The organism is Shewanella sp. 5_MG-2023 (genome assembly GCF_030547465.1).
Classification (GTDB): domain Bacteria; phylum Pseudomonadota; class Gammaproteobacteria; order Enterobacterales; family Shewanellaceae; genus Shewanella.
Map to the genome: position 1 here is coordinate 106,386 of NZ_JAUORC010000010.1, position 17,260 is coordinate 123,645.

General features: G+C 42.5%; 15 protein-coding genes. 6 read left to right on the plus strand and 9 right to left on the minus strand.

The window, feature by feature from the left end; translation table 11 throughout:
• Positions 1–13 precede the first annotated feature (13 nt).
• From mshL to Q4557_RS07770, 9 genes are all read right to left on the minus strand, one after another.
• Positions 14–1,690: a pilus (MSHA type) biogenesis protein MshL gene (gene mshL, locus Q4557_RS07730; RefSeq protein WP_102440010.1), complete on the minus strand. Its 1,677-nt coding sequence runs from the start codon at positions 1,688–1,690 to the stop codon at positions 14–16.
• A 13-nt stretch (positions 1,691–1,703) separates the two neighbouring features.
• On the minus strand, positions 1,704–2,015 hold the full coding sequence (locus Q4557_RS07735) for an MSHA biogenesis protein MshK (RefSeq protein ID WP_102440049.1): 312 nt from the start codon (positions 2,013–2,015) through the stop codon (positions 1,704–1,706).
• Between the two features lie 4 nt (positions 2,016–2,019).
• Positions 2,020–2,670 carry an MSHA biogenesis protein MshJ gene (locus tag Q4557_RS07740; protein WP_303411895.1) on the minus strand — a complete coding sequence of 217 codons (651 nt, stop codon included), beginning with the start codon at positions 2,668–2,670 and terminating at the stop codon, positions 2,020–2,022.
• Positions 2,667–3,269: a fimbrial assembly protein gene (locus tag Q4557_RS07745; protein ID WP_102475449.1), complete on the minus strand. Its 603-nt coding sequence runs from the start codon at positions 3,267–3,269 to the stop codon at positions 2,667–2,669. Before Q4557_RS07745 ends, Q4557_RS07740 begins: the two co-directional genes overlap by 4 nt.
• Complete coding sequence (locus Q4557_RS07750) at positions 3,266–4,195, minus strand: MSHA biogenesis protein MshI (protein ID WP_303411897.1); 930 nt, start codon at positions 4,193–4,195, stop codon at positions 3,266–3,268. The genes Q4557_RS07745 and Q4557_RS07750 overlap by 4 nt, the downstream gene beginning before the upstream one ends.
• 454 nt (positions 4,196–4,649) lie before the next feature.
• Positions 4,650–6,572 carry an RNase E specificity factor CsrD gene (csrD, locus tag Q4557_RS07755; RefSeq protein WP_303411898.1) on the minus strand — a complete coding sequence of 641 codons (1,923 nt, stop codon included), beginning with the start codon at positions 6,570–6,572 and terminating at the stop codon, positions 4,650–4,652.
• A 412-nt stretch (positions 6,573–6,984) separates the two neighbouring features.
• Positions 6,985–8,226, minus strand: a complete 1,242-nt coding sequence (locus Q4557_RS07760; RefSeq protein ID WP_102440015.1) for a malic enzyme-like NAD(P)-binding protein — start codon at positions 8,224–8,226, stop codon at positions 6,985–6,987.
• A gap of 438 nt (positions 8,227–8,664) precedes the next feature.
• Positions 8,665–8,877: a 50S ribosomal protein L31 gene (rpmE, locus tag Q4557_RS07765; RefSeq protein ID WP_076538513.1), complete on the minus strand. Its 213-nt coding sequence runs from the start codon at positions 8,875–8,877 to the stop codon at positions 8,665–8,667.
• 126 nt (positions 8,878–9,003) lie between these two features.
• Positions 9,004–9,768 carry a FimV/HubP family polar landmark protein gene (locus Q4557_RS07770; protein WP_303411901.1) on the minus strand — a complete coding sequence of 255 codons (765 nt, stop codon included), beginning with the start codon at positions 9,766–9,768 and terminating at the stop codon, positions 9,004–9,006.
• A gap of 77 nt (positions 9,769–9,845) precedes the next feature.
• Here Q4557_RS07770 and priA point away from each other — a divergent pair, with 77 nt between their 5' ends.
• The 6 genes from priA to Q4557_RS07800 all read left to right on the plus strand — a co-directional run bounded on the left by priA (position 9,846) and on the right by Q4557_RS07800 (position 17,141).
• Entirely contained in the window at positions 9,846–12,041 is a 2,196-nt protein-coding gene (gene priA / locus Q4557_RS07775) for a primosomal protein N' (RefSeq protein WP_303411903.1), read from the plus strand.
• A gap of 154 nt (positions 12,042–12,195) precedes the next feature.
• Positions 12,196–13,941, plus strand: coding sequence for an arginine--tRNA ligase (argS, locus tag Q4557_RS07780; protein ID WP_102440018.1), 1,746 nt, complete (start codon positions 12,196–12,198; stop codon positions 13,939–13,941).
• Positions 13,942–14,526 carry an SPOR domain-containing protein gene (locus Q4557_RS07785; protein ID WP_102440019.1) on the plus strand — a complete coding sequence of 195 codons (585 nt, stop codon included), beginning with the start codon at positions 13,942–13,944 and terminating at the stop codon, positions 14,524–14,526.
• 175 nt (positions 14,527–14,701) lie between these two features.
• On the plus strand, positions 14,702–15,226 hold the full coding sequence (hslV, locus tag Q4557_RS07790) for an ATP-dependent protease subunit HslV (RefSeq protein WP_076538501.1): 525 nt from the start codon (positions 14,702–14,704) through the stop codon (positions 15,224–15,226).
• Positions 15,227–15,248: 22 nt separating this feature from the next.
• Positions 15,249–16,574, plus strand: a complete 1,326-nt coding sequence (gene hslU, locus Q4557_RS07795; protein WP_102440020.1) for an ATP-dependent protease ATPase subunit HslU — start codon at positions 15,249–15,251, stop codon at positions 16,572–16,574.
• A gap of 174 nt (positions 16,575–16,748) precedes the next feature.
• A complete protein-coding gene (locus Q4557_RS07800) occupies positions 16,749–17,141 on the plus strand; it encodes a gamma-butyrobetaine hydroxylase-like domain-containing protein (protein WP_076538497.1) in 393 nt (130 codons plus the stop codon).
• Positions 17,142–17,260 lie beyond the last annotated feature (119 nt).

A 17,260-nucleotide genomic window follows, 5' to 3' on the forward strand; every position in this document is an offset into this window, starting at 1 on the left:
CGTGCTTACATCGCTATTCTTGCTCTGGGTACCAACGATCTAACAGGTCTTTTGAACGTTTTAGCTCATTGGTCCAGGTGTCTGCGCCAACAACCGTAGGCTTAAGCATAATGATAAGCTCGGTTTTTTTGGTTGATTTACTGCGGTTGGTAAATGCTTCCCCTAAGAAAGGAATATCACCCAGTAGCGGCACTCTAGAGACGATTTCAATATTCTCGCTCTTCATTAGGCCACCGATCACCACCACATCACCTGATGACGCTTTTATCACAGTGTCAGATTCACGGATTTCACTTTGCGCTAATGGCAGCTCTAATGATGAGCCACTCACTTTAATTTCTTTGATTTGCTCAGACACATCAATCACTGATGGATGAACATGCAACAAGACATTGCCTTCACCATCAATTTGCGGGGTCACATCTAAGGCTATCCCCGAAAAGAATGGCGTGAGTTCAACTTGCGGCGTGGTCACTGGCGTTGTTCCTGCAACCGTGGTTGATGATACGTCAGTAACAAAGTACTCATCATTACCCACTTTGATCACTGCTTTTTGGTTGTTAGATGCGGTCACCCGAGGGCTTGAAAGTACATCTACATCCCCTTGGGTATCCAGCAGGCTTATCATGGTGCTAAAGTCGGTACCGGTTAAGCTGACAGAGGTCACCCCACCTATCACATTAGTAATTTGATCGCTTAAGCCATTACCCGGTGAAGTGCCAAAACTAATGTCTGTGCTACCTGCATGGCCTAATACGTTATCCCATTGAATACCTTGCTGATAACCATCAGATAAGGTCACTTCTAAAATCTTGGCTTCCAGAATAACCTGACGCTGTAAGTGGGTTTCTGCAATATTTAAAAAGGTGCTGACTTGGCGTAGCTCGTTTGGAAAAGCCCTCACAGTTACTAAGCCAGCTTGAGGGGTAATCACCACTTGGCGTCCACCACCGGTATCGCCAATAATTGATACTAAGGTTTTTTCTAGCTCACCCCAAAAATTTGACTTGGTGGTCGAGCGAATAAAGGTGCCGTTGGTATTATCGTTACCATCGTTATTGCTATTATTACTGCTGTTATTTGAGCTATTGCTATTACTGTTATTTGAACTATTGCTGTTTGAATTAGAGTTTGAGTTGTCATTACTATCTGAGATACGGCCAGAACTGACAGAGGTTAGTGATAAGCCTTCACGTTCCATATAAATATAATTTAACGGATAGGTTTCAGTGCGCATGCCCGCTGGGAAGATCCGTAAAATACGGCCATCTTGGCTAACTTCATAACCATAAATGTCCTCAATCACTTTAATCACTTCAGAAAGCGTCACGCCATTGAGCGATACAGAAATAGAGCCCGTCACATCAGGATGCACCGCCACACTTAAAGGGGTGCCTTGGACTAAACTTGGGAAAAACACTTTTGCATCAACATCGTTAGCAGACACATCAAAGCGGCGCTCAGTCGGTAAAGATGCACTGGTTCTGCCAAGGGAACTTGAACCATTTAATTCACGCTGCACATCTTCAGGCATTTGCGCTGGCGGCGGGACAATATTTTGCGCCGCTTGTGCTTGCTCAAGAGATTGACTCAGCTCACTTTTAGACGTGGTTGGATCGGGTCTGTCTGTCGTTTGACAGCCCAACAAGCACAGGGATAGCAGAGGGGTTATATACTTAATTACATTCATTATTATTGATTTCCTATCGCTCTGTTATCGATTGAAATAGCGTTAATTTTCTGCCATCAGCTAAATTAACGTATTGCTTTCCAATATATTCAATTCGTACCCCTTCGACGCGATCACCAACAAAAAATATTTTGTTGTTAATCACCGCATGGGGTTTATTACTATGCATTATGCTATTAAGTACTAATGAGCCCGGACGATTAACTTGTGTCGATGACACTGCGTAGCCTTTGCCTGGTAGTGTCGGATCTCTCAATGCTTTTGCAAAACTTAAGCTACTGAATAGCAGAAAGCTTAGGCTGATAGCACAGGTGATTATGAGTATCTGCTTATTGTGCAACACTAATAAACTCCTTATTAATACTTAAGGTATAAAGCTCTATTTCTACTGTGGCATTGGGGTGTTGCTCAACATGGTAATCGAGACGCTTCCAATATAATTTGTCTGGCATCGCTTCAATGGACTGAATAAATTTTAAAATAGCAAAATAGCGCCCTTCTAGGGTCAAGCGAATACCATGGCTATATAAGTTCATTTTGTCTTCTTCGCCCACCTCAATAAGTGGCTGCGGGGCGATAGAGGAAAATGACACTAACTTCACATCGTTAATATTACCCAGCAAAGTGGTTAATACTGTCGGCATATAATTGGCTGGCACCATGGAGATCATCTGGCTTTCTAAATTGGCATCCATCTGCTGATTTTGCTGCTCAATCATGGTCAATCTATTGCGATAATCGCTATTAGGATCCATGGCTAATCGCTGCTGATAAAGCGCAATTTGTTGCTCTGAAATATCATTTTCAGATTCAATTTGCGTGACTTGATGTGACAGCTTTAATCTTTCTTTCCAGATAGTTTCAACCGGAAAATAAAGCAGCATTGCGACAACAATTATGCTGGCAAGGGCAATCAATACTCTTTCGCGCTGACTAAGCTCATTAAACTGAGTGGCGAGTTTTTGCCATGTTTGCTTCATTGCTTCGCCCCCTGTTCAGCAGTGCTCGCCAACTTAAACGCCAAAGGCTGGTTTTCGCCTCTATCCATTGTCATGGTGGCAAAGGCATAACCTTTAAGGGTTTCAGTGGTTTTTAATCGCTCAACCCATAGCGGAATGCTCTGGGGGTGAGAGCCAAAACCTTCAAATTCAAAATATTGCTGATTAATCACGATACGGTTTAGCCACACAGAACTATCAGATACAGAGGCAAGATCGGTGAGCAGGCCTGCGTAGCCATGACTTATCATGTTATCTCGTTGTTTTATTTCATCTGATAATAATTGCTTTAACTCTAGACGTTGCTGCTCAAGCTCGACTTTAGCAACTAAATCCGCATCCGGTTGACGGGTGGATAATTGCAGCTCTAACGCCGCTTTTTGGTTGTCTAATTGCAACTTTTGCTTTGATAATGCGCCGTGCTGACTGGCAAGAGTCGACTCCAACCAAAAACCAACACCCCAGGCGATAAGGCTGAGCACAACTACGGCGGCAACCGCCAGCATCATGCGCTCAAAAGATAGCCTTAACTTGGCGGGCAATAAGTCTACGCTAAACAGGTTAACCGTGGTTTTGATCATTTAACACCTCCAGCGAGTTGCGCATATGCCATGGCGGCAAAATGACCATTTACTGAGTCGTGTGAGATCACACTGACCGTTTGATTAAAGTTTTGTGCAACCAAAGGCACCAAGGCTTGGGATTCACCACTGATAAGTAAATTAATCGAATGAACTGGCGCTTGGCGTAATTGGCTCTCGAAGTAATCCATTGAGCGTTGGATTTCTAAACTCAAATTATCGGCTAATCCATATTGTAAGTCTTGGGCACTGGCGCTATCTATTTGACTGAAACCGCGCACTCGGCGCTGCATTAATAGCTCGCCTTGCTTAACCACGGTTAATAGCAACTCTTGCCCTGATACATGACTAACAATCATGTGGGCTGACTCATCGTCAAATAAGTGGGTCATGGCAAGTTCTTCAATGCTGATGCCGCTAATGACAAAACCATGATGCTCACAAGCTTGTGCCAATTGTGACAGCTGCGCTTTATTGGCTACCACCACATTAATTTTTCCGGATGTATTTAACGAAGACTCAAAGTAATCTAATTGAATGTTGCCAACAGGCTCTGAAACTAAATCTTTAACCGACCACAATAGCGCCTGAGTTAACTCTTGTGCTTGTACATTGGGTTTGTCGGCAGTGACTAACTGATAAAAGGCTTCGCTCAAAACAATTTGAAGCTTAGCTGCACCAAATTCTTGCTGTAGCATTTCAAAGGCTTTTGAGTAATTATCGCCATTAAAAGCGATTTGATGAATAACACTGTTTTTAGCCGAGTTTACAAAGGATTTTGTTTTTGAATCAGTTTGTTGTTCAGCATTGCTGACAATATTAGTCTGAAAAACTGAAATCATATCCGCGCCAAGGTATAAGCCTAACTCTGTAGTAGGCTGAGGCTTGCGCCAAAAAGCTAATGTGTTCAAAAAACCATTTTTCATTCAAAACCCTGTGCTTCAATGACTCGCAAATGTAATGACATAGAAAAGCAACTCTACGCAGCCAAAATCAAACCAATTATACAACATCAAAATAGCGCACTTACCGAGATGTCATAACGACTATAGCCAACTAAGACTAAAAAAGTGTCAAAAAAATAACGAGTGTCATTTTAACCTTTAGTCCCTTAATTTTATAGGGTAATATTTGGCTAATTTTCCATTATACATAAGATAGGTTGTTAAACGAAGATATACAAGTTTCACACTTGTTCATCAAACATGCTATCACTGTTAAATGTGCTAAAATCTGCTGAGTAAATGGCCAAAATCTATCATTGCTCCCAGAACGGCTACCGATAACGACCCACTATGAGTCGTTACTGATACAGTAAGATACAATTATTGTACCAATTTATAGCAAAACGCTTTTAAGCTAGCCCAAACAAGGTCAATACTAATGGTTAAAAAAGTCACCTTGGGCGGCACTAACACCGAGAATTTTTAAAGTTTGCCACTCTTCAAAACTGCTGACACCTTCAGCAAATACCTGCACTTCAGCGCGATATAAGCCACCAATTAAGCTACGAATAAACAATTGGTTTTCTGACTTTAAATGGATTTGGTGAATAATAGAGCGATGCAATTTTACTAAGTCAAAATGACACTCTTGAATATAGTGAGTGCCCACAACTTGCAAGCCCACATGGTCAACACACAACCTGGCTCCTATTTTGCGAAGCATTTCGAGCGTGGCTACCAAGTCTTGTTGATGTTTGACCACAATATTTTCAGCCACTTCAAAAGTAAGCCTTGATGCTAAAGGGCGATGCTCAAGTAATGTGGTTTGTAGCCAGCGCGTAAAAGCGCGACTGGTTAGCGAATCGAGGCTTAAATTAACACTAAAATGCTGTTGGTTATTAGCCATTAGCTCAAACAATACAGTTTCAATTAATTGCCGCTCAATTTGCGGCATCAAGCCACATTTGTTGGCCATAGGTATAAATAACGTCGCCCTAACCTCATTACCTTGATTATCAATAGCCCGGCTAAAGACTTCCTGATGACAAGTTGCGCCATCGCTATCAATCACTTTTTTAGTAACAGTCACAAAGCGGCGGTTAACTAAGGTGCTTTCTAAGAAACTGCGCCAACGCACCGATCCTTTGGCGATCTCTTTATCCACAGCGCCTTTGTCATACATAAACCAGTTATTATTTCGTTGCAATTGCGCTGCTTTCAAGGCCATTTCGACTTCTTCAACGATCTGCTGCTGCTGATCGCCAGCCTTATAAAAGGCCGCCCCCAAATGAATATAATTATCTTGAGAGTCAGACTGATTTTGTAATTGGCTAATGCCAATTTTAAGCAGTTTGCCGGCTAAACTGTCCGCTTCAGCAAGGGAAAGTTGCGGCGCTACCACGACAAATTGATTAAAACTGTAGCGAGCAAAAATGGACTCTTCAAATCTCACCAGCAACCTTTGTACAGCTTGCACTAAGTCATTAAGCTGCTCATTCACTTCTTCAACACCATGTTGTTGCTGCAATAAATCTAAGTCGTCAAAGTTCATCAGCACCACTACTCCATGAGCAATCATGGTTTCTTGGTGCGTTAACGCCTCCAAACGGTTTTCAAAAAATATTCGGTTACCAATGCGGGTGCTGGGATCCAAAAAGGTATTCGAGCGAATAAACTGATCAAAACGGCCACGCTCTTTTTGGGCATCTTGCAGTTGCACAAGTAACTTTGTCATGGCACGGTTAATCAGTCGTGGTCTGGCCTTAGCCGCATATTGCAATGCTTGTTGATGCTCTCCATCCAAAATCAAATGACTACGCTGAGCAATATGTTCAATGCCGTCTAACTCTTCAGTAAACCAGCGCAATCCAAAACGGACAAACAGTCCAATGGCGCTTAAAGCAATAAACAAGCTGATATATTCATACCACCCCAATTGTTGTACTAGATAAGGCTGAGGCAAATTTAGCTCCATCGCTAAATTAGACGACTTATCAAGCGTATGCTTATATAGAGTGGGATATTGATCTGCCGTAGGGGAGTAATACTCAAATAAAATATCATCACCACGGGTCAACTTAAATGAATTGGCGTTAAAAGCCATCAGCATAGGCGGTAGCCATGCATGTAAATCCCACTGATACTTGGGTTGGCTCTTGGATTGGTTTGCGGATTGGCTCCTAGATTGATAGTGTTCAACTAACATCAGCCCTAACTTATCGACTTTTTGCTGCTGAAATTTATAGGTCAGTTGCGTGAAACTGACCATAGCACCCACCAAAAAAATAAAGCCCACAGCCGTGAGCGATAACAGCCAAAAACTGATCAGCTTTTTGGTTAGCATTTTCGTTAATTTCATTTATCAGCATCCTGCTTAAACACAGCACTCAAGGGGAATTAGTTATTGTTATTTTATTGCGAGTACATTTTTATTATTAGAGAAATAGTTTAGAAAAATAATATTAAAATCACATGTTCAGTTTATGCTAAACGCGTTTACTTTATACTAATAGTCTCGCCTTATATTGAACGCGTCATACTATCACTTGTTTAATAAAAAAATGCTGTCGCAGTTTTAAAAAAGTGAGCTTAGGCTTAATAATCTTATTTAGCTATATTATCTGCTGCAATCTTGCAAAAATAATAGTGACATTTACTCAGCATCATTTAATTATAGCAGTCAAACTCGTTTATTATTAACGCCATTTTCAGCCAATAAAAAAGGGGCTAATGCCCCTTCTAACTAAGGTGAATATCTAACCATTAATAGATTAATAGTCAGTGGGTACCTTATCTAATACCGCGACACCTGAATCAATGGCCGCCTGAGATACCGCACTGGCGATATTTTTCAATAAACGAGGGTCCATTGGCTTAGGCAGCACGTACTCTGGGCCAAAGCTTAATGAATTAACATGTGGGTAGGCTGCTAATACTTCTGCGGGAACCGGTTCTTTAGCAATTGCCGCTAACGCTTTAACTGCAGCAATTTTCATTTCATCATTAATGACACTGGCTCGAACGTCTAATGCGCCCCTGAAAATGAAAGGAAAACACAATACGTTATTCACTTGGTTTGGGTAATCACTACGGCCGGTACCCATAATCAAATCTTGACGGATTGAGTGAGCCAACTCAGGTTTAATTTCAGGATCTGGGTTTGAACAAGCAAAAATAACTGGTTTTGGTGCCATTAGCGCAATGTCATCAGCAGTTAATAAATCAGCGCCAGAAAGCCCCAAGAATACGTCGGCATCCTTAATCACATCTTGTAAGGTACGCTTGTCTGTGTTGTTAGCAAACAAGGCTTTGTATTCGTTAATGTCTTCACGGCGAGTATGGATTACGCCTTGTCTGTCGAGCATGTAAACATTTTCACGCTGAGCGCCACACTTAACAATCATGGTCATACAAGCAATGGCCGCAGCACCTGCACCTAAACAAACAAATACTGCGTCTTCAATTTTTTTGCCTTGAATTTCAAGTGCGTTCAACATGCCTGCTGCAGTTACGATAGCCGTACCATGTTGATCATCATGAAACACAGGCACATTACAACGGGCAATAAGCTCTCTTTCAATTTCAAAACACTCAGGCGCTTTGATATCTTCTAAATTAATGCCGCCAAAGGTATCTGCAATCGACTCAACCGTATTAATAAAATCTGCCGTAGTTCTGTGCTTCACTTCAATATCAACTGAATCAATATTGGCGAAACGCTTAAACAGTAATGCCTTACCTTCCATTACAGGTTTTGATGCTAATGGGCCTAAGTTACCTAAGCCTAAAATTGCCGTACCGTTAGAAATCACCGCAACGGTATTACCTTTATTAGTATAACGATATGCGTCATCAGGGTTTGCCGCAATTTCTCTTACCGGCTCTGCCACACCAGGACTGTATGCCAGCGACAGATCATGACTGGTTTGCGCTGGTTTAGTGAGGGTTACAGCAGTTTTACCTGCAACTGGGAATTCATGGTAATCGAGAGCTTGTTGGCGAAAATCTGGCATTGTATTTTCCTGAGTGAGGCAAGTGATACGGCGAAGTAAAAGTAATTCTGCGAAAACGAGGCCAGTTAAAAATAACTTGAGATCAAACTAATCCGTCAGCGATCGCTTTCTGCTGGGATTATAAATCAAAAAATAACAAAAGTTACCTTTAATAATTAGAATTTGGTCAAGTTATATTTTTTAATCAAAAAATTAACCATCACATTAAGAATCAAGGACTTAAAAATGTAGACAAATAACAAGATTTGCTAATAAAAACCGTAAAATGCTACTTAAACTTGTCAAAAGTTTGTCTAAATAACAATATTATTAACTCAGTTGAGTTTATATAATTTATAACCAAAAACTTTATTCAGCTGAAAATAAATTTGTGTAAAAAGTGACAGCTACAAAAAAAGACGCCGAAGCGTCTTTTTCTTAAAATAATTGCAAGAGCAATTATTTTTTACCAAGTGCACCAAAGCGCTTGTTGAATTTGTCGATACGACCACCAGTGTCTACAACTTTCTGAGTACCAGTGTAGAATGGGTGACATGCGCCACATACGTCCAAGTGCAAGTTTTTACCAGCAGTTGAATTTACTTTAATGATGTTACCACAAGTACAAGTTGCAGTAATTTCAGCGTAGTCTGGGTGGATACCTGTTTTCATTTGGATTACCTTTTAATAGAGGCCACGTCGCTCTCCCAACCCGAAGTTGAGCACCACATGCGTTAATAACAATAGTGTTTTAGGCGCGCAATAGTACAGTATGTGTCCAGACCAAACAAGTGCTATTTATTGGCTACGGTGTTTAGCTTCTATCGACTCAAATTCAAGCTTCGCATCAGCCTTTGTTATATATTGATTCAACTGAACTTTTGTCGGGCATCGCAATGGCACATCTTGTTTGATTAAGTGAATTTTCTGCTGTGAAAACGCCTGAGGATTGGCCTCATAAAGCGCTAACATCGCCCCATAAACATGGGTATTCCACGATGTAGCATAACGTGACGCAATCCCCCATAAGGTCTCAGTGTTATTACGCTCAACCATACAAGCTTGACTGTTATTGCTGTTATTACTCGCCGTTACAATAATAGGATCCTTTTCGGCTGGTGTTGCAGCTAACGGGACTTTTTTGAGTGCTTTAGCGGCATCGATTTTAATATCACTGCGACCATTTTGCTTTATGTAAGGGGCATCAAATACCGACAATACCGCATACTGCTGCCAGCTATTGCCCTTATATTCACTGACAATCAGCTTAGCATTAGAGTCACTGACATCATCAAGACCTATGGCATAGAGCATAAAGCGACTCACTGGTTGCAGCATTAACTCCTCAACAACCTCATTTGCTCCAACGGTTTGACGTAAGTGAAAACTCAGCCGTGAAAGATCATCGTTAGCGGCCACAATATTAAGCTTTAATTGCGGATGCTGATCTAGCTTAAAATGGCGGCTATTGATACTGATATGACTCAGCGCTGCTTGGGCACTAAACGAAAATAAAAACACAGACAGTGCTAGGGTATGTTTGCTAAATAATCCTTTTAACATCAATTTTCTCTTATCCTATTTATTTACGGTCTAGCTGGAGTAAACTAGAGCTTCACAATTCTGAATGATGATGACTTATGCCTGTGTTTGTTGAGGTTGCATTGCCCGTTCCCATGCGGCAAACCTTTAGTTACCAAATCCCTGAAGCCAACGTAGCACAAATAAAGCTTGGACTGCGGGTAAAAGTGCCTTTTGGTCGACAGCAACTAATTGGGCTTATTACTGCCATTAAAGATGACTGCGACGTGCCAGCAAACAAGATTAAAGCTATCACTGAACTGCTGGATGATAAACCGTTACTGCCTGAAAGTTTGTACAAATTAACACTTTGGGCGGCAAGATATTACTTTGCCAGCCAAGGGCAAATGCTCAGCCAAGCCTTACCGGTTGCCCTGCGTAAAGGGTCAAGTGCTCAACCGCAGACTGTGACTGTATTTGCGTTAAACGAGCAAGGCAAGCAAGTCGATATCAGCGTGCTCAAAAGAGCGCCAGCACAAAAGAAATTATTCGAATTACTGCAGCAGTCGGCCATCAGCCAAGATGAATTTACCACCCAAGAGCTCAGTAAATTGGCCTTAAAAGCCCTTGAAGATAAAGGCTGGGTTGAGCGCCAACACATCACCAATGCCGCCGACTTAAGCTGGCGTCAACAATTGGTCATGACAGAAACCCCACTTAAACTTAATAAACAGCAAGCAGTGGCAGTATCTATCCTTAATCAGCAGCAAGGGTTTCATTGCAGTTTATTAGAGGGCATTACTGGATCTGGTAAAACCGAAGTCTATTTGTCAGTATTAGAAACTATCCTAAAGCAAGGTAAACAAGCGCTGATTTTGGTGCCTGAAATAGGCTTAACACCGCAAACCATTAACCGCTTTAAGCGCCGATTTGATGTCAATATTGCCGTTATTCACTCCGCATTAACTGACAACCAGCGTTTAGAGGCTTGGCGTCAGGCCCGTAGCGGTGAAGCCGCGATTATTATCGGCACTCGCTCGGCATTATTTACCCCAATGGCATATCCGGGGCTTATCATTCTTGATGAAGAACATGACAGCAGCTTTAAGCAGCAAGAAGGGGTGCGTTATCACGCCCGCGATTTAGCTGTTATGCGCGGCCACTTAGAAGATATTCAAGTGATTTTAGGTTCGGCAACGCCATCGCTAGAATCGCTACAGAATGCCATTTCAGGCCGTTATGCCCACTTAGAACTCGGCGAACGCGCAGGTGCAGCCCAAAAAGTGAAGCAAGGAATTATCGATATTCGCTCCCATCCGCTTAAGGCCGGCATGAGCGCCTCAATGATCAATGAAATGCGTATGCACCTAGATGCGGGCAACCAAGTATTACTATTTCTAAACCGCCGTGGCTTTTCGCCAGCCCTACTTTGTCATGAGTGCGGACATTTGCATGAATGCGATCGCTGCGATGCCTTTTTTACTGTTCATCAAGGTTTAAATGAAATCTGCTGTCACCATTGTGGCAATCAATATGCTATTCCTCATCAATGCCATGAGTGCGGCAGCACCATGTTAATGGGCCATGGCACCGGCACAGAGCAATTGGCACAAGCCTTAGAACAAGAGTTTCCCCAATATCCGGTAGTGAGGATCGATCGTGACACCACCCGCAGAAAAGGCTCATTAGAAAAACAGCTCAACGGCATTTTAAAAGGTGAATATAAAATTTTAGTGGGCACCCAAATGCTAGCTAAAGGGCATCATTTTCCAGATGTGACTTTAGTGGGATTAATGGATGTCGATGGCGCTTTATTCAGCGCTGACTTTCGAGCCCCAGAGCGCTTTGCGCAGCTATATACCCAGGTTTCAGGCCGCGCCGGCCGTGCTGATAAGCCCGGTAAAGTATTACTACAAACCCATCAAAGTGATAACCCCATATTAAGGGATTTACTGCAGCACGGTTATGGTAAGTTTGCCCGCGGGCAATTACTTGAGCGCCAACAAGCCCTGTTACCACCCGCTTGGCACATGGTGCTGCTTAGAGCCGATGCCCATTTAGCAGAAGATGCCGATAGCTTTCTCAATCAGGTGGCCAGCTTATTACCCCAAGATAAAGAGTTTGAAGTCATTGGCCCAATGCCTGCTCCATTGGATCGTAAAGCGGGCAAATACCGCCGCCAGTTATTATTCCAAGCTAAAAATAGACAACGATTACAACAGGTTTTTGAGCAAGTATTGCCAACCATTGAGGCATTGCCTGAAAGTAAAAAATGCCGTTGGAGCATTGACCGCGACCCGCAAGATTTAATGTAATCAGCTTGGCTTATTCTGCGATAAAATTCGCTTTGCTGAAATTTAAAAAAAATCTCGAATAAAAACACTATCGAGATAGCATTCGAGTATCAAAAGCGGCTAAAATAGTCGGTTACTCCTGTCTTTTACTTTAAGTTAGTGCTGATAAACGCCCATGAAATCACATATTGCATCTTTACTAGAACAAACCGTCGACTCTTTTAAGCAACAAGGCATTGTCCCAGCTGATTTTCAGGCTCGCATTCAAGTTGAGCGCACTAAAGATAAAACTCATGGTGATTTAGCCACTAACTTAGCGATGATGCTAACCAAAGTTGCTAAAAAGAACCCGCGCGATATCGCTCAGCTAATCATCGACAACCTACCGGCATCTAGCCATGTGGCTAAAGTTGAAATTGCAGGCCCTGGTTTCATCAACTTCTTTATTGATGAAAATGCCTTAGCGAATCAACTGCAAGATGCATTAAACAGTGAGCATTTAGGGATCACCTTACCTGAATCACAAACCATTGTAGTTGATTACTCATCACCAAACCTTGCCAAAGAAATGCACGTAGGTCATCTACGTTCAACCATTATTGGTGACAGTGTAGTACGCGCACTAGAATTTTTAGGCCATAAGGTCATTCGTCAAAACCATGTGGGTGACTGGGGCACTCAGTTCGGCATGTTACTGGCATATATGGAAGAGCTTCGCGCAGCTCATGGCGAACAAGCTGATCTTGAGCTATCTGATTTAGAAACCTTCTACCGTGAAGCAAAAGTACGTTTTGATGAATCAAGCGACTTTGCTACCCGCGCCCGTAACTTAGTCGTATCACTGCAATCAGGTGATGAATACTGCAACAAACTGTGGCGTGAATTTAATGATATTTCGTTAGCCCATTGTCATGAGGTATACAAACGTCTTGGGGTGACCTTAACCCGTGAAGATGTTCATGGCGAAAGTGCTTACAACGATGATTTAGCCCAAGTGGTTACAGACTTAGCAGCTAAAGGATTATTAAGCGAAAGTAATGGCGCTAAAGTGGTATTCCAAGAAGAGTTTCGCACCAAAGAAGGCGAGCCTCTACCGGTTATTATTCAAAAAGCAGATGGCGGTTATTTATATGCCACCTCTGATTTAGCGGCAATGCGTTACCGCTCAAATGTATTAAAAGCCGATCGCGCCCTGTACTTTGTCGACTTGCGCCAAGCACTGCATTTCCAACAAGTATTCAAACTGGCTAAAACTGCCGGTTTCGTCCGTGAAGGTTTATCGCTAGAGCACACAGGTTTCGGCACCATGAATGGCCCTGATGGTCGTCCATTTAAAACCCGTAGTGGTGGCGTCGTTAAGTTAGTGGATTTACTCGATGAAGCAAACACTCGCGCCGTTGAATTAGTGCGTAGCAAAAACCCTGATATGGACGAAGAGACACTCCTTGAAGTGGCTCGCGTTGTGGGTATTAGCTCAGTTAAATATGCTGACCTTTCAAAAAACCGCGCCAGCGATTATATCTTTAGCTTTGAGCAAATGCTCAGCTTTGAAGGTAATACCGCTCCGTACCTACTTTATGCTTACACCCGTGTTGCAGGCATCTTTAAACGTGCAGCAGATGTTGACTTAAGTCAGGCTAAAATCGTGCTTGAACACGATAAAGAAAAGCAACTCGGCACTAAGCTTGCTCAGTTTGGCGAAGTATTAACTCGCATGACAGAAAAAGGCTTGCCACATGTTATGTGTGCCTATGTTTATGAGCTAGCCAGTGAATTCTCAAGTTTTTATGAAGCTTGCCCTGTACTTGCCGCTGAAACTGAAGCGCAAAAACAAAGCCGTTTATTATTGGCGCAGTTAACTTCAAAAACCTTAAAAACCGGTTTGTCGCTGTTAGGCATCGAAACCTTAGAGCGTATGTAAATGAGCCGAGATTACGCTAATAAAAAGCCTAGTCCCAAAAAACGTTCGGCATCTAAAAAGAGAGGCGCAGCTCAGCAAAAGCGCTCTATTCCTTATTTGCCGACCTTGGTGGTCATTTTACTGTTAGGCGGTTTTGGTTATTTCTTGTGGTTTATCAGTGGTAGTTCTGATGATGCTACGCCTGAGTCAGCACCAGCAAGCCAAGTGGTTGAAAAGCCAACGCCAAAACCTGCGAAAAAAGACCCTAATGCCCTGCCGCCAAAGCCAACGGAGCAGTGGACTTATTTGGAAGAGCTAGAAAATAAAAGTATTGATATTGAAGTGCCAGAAGGTGCGATGAAGTCTCAAGGCCCTTACCAAATGCAATGCGCCTCATTTAGAAAGCTTGCTCAGGCTGAAGAAATGAAAGCCGTGATTGCCTTTCAAGGTCTAGAAGCCCAAGTGAGAGCGACCCAAGGCACGACTGGCGTGTGGCATAAAGTGATCTTAGGGCCATTTGAGTCAAAACGTGCCGCAGAGCGTGCCAGACATAAATTGCAGCGTGCTAGCATTAATGGCTGCCAAATTTGGCTATGGGAATACTAAACTTAGCGAAGTGAGAGTTCAGCCTCAGTAGCCAAGAACTTATAAACAACTCAAAAAAGACGCTAACATTGTTAGCGTCTTTTTTATTCCCTTGAATTTCTATTAACCACCCCCATATCTAGTTTATCAACCAGCAGCAGACTATTTTACGCTGCAGTCGTTAAGAGGATTTACCGTGACTACTATCGTTTCCGTTCGCCGCAATAATCAAGTTGTCATCGCAGGTGATGGCCAAGTATCCCTTGGCAATACCGTCATGAAAGGCAATGCACGTAAGGTGCGTCGCTTATACCAAAATAAAGTTATCGCAGGTTTTGCTGGCGGCACAGCCGATGCATTTACTCTTTTTGAGCGTTTTGAAACCAAGCTCGAAATGCATCAAGGCCATTTATTAAAATCAGCCGTTGAACTCGCCAAAGATTGGCGCACCGACAAAATGCTCCGCAACCTTGAAGCCATGCTTATTGTCGCCGACACCAAAGAATCATTAATCATTACCGGTAACGGCGATGTGGTTCAGCCTGAGCATGACCTAATTGCAATTGGTTCTGGTGGCAACTATGCCCACGCTTCTGCGCTAGCCTTATTACAAAATACCGATTTAAGTGCCCGTGACATTGCAGAAAAGTCATTAACGATTGCCGGTGATATATGTGTATTCACCAACCAACATAAAACCGTTGAGCAAATCGACTACTAAATTAGCACGTAAGGAATTATCTATGTCTGAAATGACCCCACGCGAGATTGTCCATGAGCTAGACTCGCACATCATTGGTCAAAAAAATGCTAAACGTTCTGTAGCCGTTGCGCTTCGTAACCGTTGGAGACGCATGCAACTTGAAGCCTCATTTCGCCAAGAAGTGACGCCAAAGAACATTTTAATGATTGGCCCAACCGGTGTCGGTAAAACTGAAATTGCCCGCCGTTTAGCAAAACTAGCTAATGCGCCTTTCATTAAAGTAGAAGCCACTAAATTCACTGAAGTGGGTTATGTCGGTAAAGAAGTTGAGCAAATCATCCGTGATTTAACTGACTCAGCCGTGAAAATGACCCGCGAACAGCAAATGAAAAAAGGCCGTCATCGCGCTGAAGAGCTTGCAGAAGAGCGCATCCTTGATGCCCTATTGCCTAAGCCAAAAGAAGACTGGGATACTGAAAAGAAAGATGATTCAAATACCCGTCAAATCTTCCGTAAGAAATTACGAGAAGGCCAGCTAGACGATAAAGAAATTGATATCGACTTAGCCGCGCCGCAAGTGGGTGTTGAGATCATGTCACCTCCAGGCATGGAAGAGATGACTAATCAGCTTCAAAGTATGTTCCAAAACATGGGGCAAACTAAAGAAAACCGTAAAAAGGTTAAAATTAAAGAAGCCTTCAAGCTGCTTATCGAAGAAGAAGCTGCAAAACTTGTCAATCAAGAAGACATGAAAGAGCAAGCTATCGACTTGGTAGAGCAAAACGGTATCGTATTTTTAGATGAAATCGACAAGATTTGTAAGCGCGGCGAAAGCTCAGGCCCTGACGTATCACGTGAAGGGGTACAACGTGACTTACTGCCATTAATCGAAGGTTGTACTGTGACCACTAAACACGGCATGGTCAAAACCGACCACATCTTGTTTATCGCCTCAGGTGCATTCCAGATGTCTAAGCCATCGGATTTAATCCCTGAGCTTCAAGGTCGTTTACCAATCCGTGTTGAGCTAAGTGCACTCACCGCTGATGACTTTAAACGTATTCTAACTGAGCCACATGCATCATTAACCGAGCAATATGTGGCGTTAATGGGGACTGAAGGCGTTAAAGTTGAATTTAGTGAATGTGGTATTGAACGCATTGCTAAAGCGGCTTGGCAAGTGAACGAGACCACTGAAAACATCGGTGCTCGTCGCCTGCATACTGTGATGGAAAAGCTGATGGAAGAGATTTCATATGACGCTTCAGAAAAATCAGGTAGCACCTTTGTAATTGATGCCGACTATGTCAATGATCACTTAGATGCCCTAGTAGAAGATGAAGACTTAAGCCGCTTCATTTTGTAGTGATTACTTAAGCTTATCTCAACCTAGCTGTGATCTATTACTAATTTAGCCTCACAGATATTAGGAAATTAAAGGTGAATAGTGCCACAATGGACTATCACCTTTTTTATTGTCTATCATTGCCAGCCAAGAGTATCTTAACGTTGCTGACAGTATTTTAAAGAGAGCAATGCCATGAACCAGCAAGCCAATAGCCCCGTTGTAACCAATCTTAAATTAAAGCGTAAATCTAAGTTACTTGAAGTGAGCTTTGAAAGCGGTGAAGTGTTTAATATCAGCTGCGAAATGCTACGTGTTCACTCCCCTTCAGCTGAAGTGCAGCGCCACGGCAATCCAATTTTGGTCACCCACAAGAAAAACGTCAATATCACTGCCATTGAGCCTGTAGGCAATTATGCAGTAAAAATCATTTTTGATGATGGTCATGATACCGGCTTGTTTTCGTGGAAGATTTTATTTGAACTGGGTAATCAACAAGTGGAAATCTGGGAACGGTATTTAGCACGACTTCGTGCCGAAAAAGGTTCACGTGAACCCTTGATTGATATGAATATCAAATACTCTTAGTTTGGTATTTCCAAACTTGGTTTGGGCATTTTTAGTCATCAAAAAGTAATGGCTATCCGCTCAAAATCCCAATTCCAAGACACAAAAATGCCAGCTTAATCGCTGGCATTTTTTATATC

What these genes read in the sequence shown, in the direction of transcription:
- argS (WP_102440018.1), top strand. Translation starts at nt 12,196, where the DNA reads ATGAAATCACATATTGCATCTTTACTAGAACAAACCGTCGACTCTTTT.
- Q4557_RS07740 (WP_303411895.1), bottom strand. Translation starts at nt 2,670, where the DNA reads ATGAAGCAAACATGGCAAAAACTCGCCACTCAGTTTAATGAGCTTAGT.
- Q4557_RS07770 (WP_303411901.1), bottom strand. Translation starts at nt 9,768, where the DNA reads ATGTTAAAAGGATTATTTAGCAAACATACCCTAGCACTGTCTGTGTTT.
- Q4557_RS07760 (WP_102440015.1), bottom strand. Translation starts at nt 8,226, where the DNA reads ATGCCAGATTTTCGCCAACAAGCTCTCGATTACCATGAATTCCCAGTT.
- mshL (WP_102440010.1), bottom strand. Translation starts at nt 1,690, where the DNA reads ATGAATGTAATTAAGTATATAACCCCTCTGCTATCCCTGTGCTTGTTG.
- Q4557_RS07800 (WP_076538497.1), top strand. Translation starts at nt 16,749, where the DNA reads ATGAACCAGCAAGCCAATAGCCCCGTTGTAACCAATCTTAAATTAAAG.
- csrD (WP_303411898.1), bottom strand. Translation starts at nt 6,572, where the DNA reads ATGAAATTAACGAAAATGCTAACCAAAAAGCTGATCAGTTTTTGGCTG.
- rpmE (WP_076538513.1), bottom strand. Translation starts at nt 8,877, where the DNA reads ATGAAAACAGGTATCCACCCAGACTACGCTGAAATTACTGCAACTTGT.
- hslU (WP_102440020.1), top strand. Translation starts at nt 15,249, where the DNA reads ATGTCTGAAATGACCCCACGCGAGATTGTCCATGAGCTAGACTCGCAC.
- Q4557_RS07750 (WP_303411897.1), bottom strand. Translation starts at nt 4,195, where the DNA reads ATGAAAAATGGTTTTTTGAACACATTAGCTTTTTGGCGCAAGCCTCAG.
- Q4557_RS07785 (WP_102440019.1), top strand. Translation starts at nt 13,942, where the DNA reads ATGAGCCGAGATTACGCTAATAAAAAGCCTAGTCCCAAAAAACGTTCG.
- Q4557_RS07745 (WP_102475449.1), bottom strand. Translation starts at nt 3,269, where the DNA reads ATGATCAAAACCACGGTTAACCTGTTTAGCGTAGACTTATTGCCCGCC.
- priA (WP_303411903.1), top strand. Translation starts at nt 9,846, where the DNA reads ATGCCTGTGTTTGTTGAGGTTGCATTGCCCGTTCCCATGCGGCAAACC.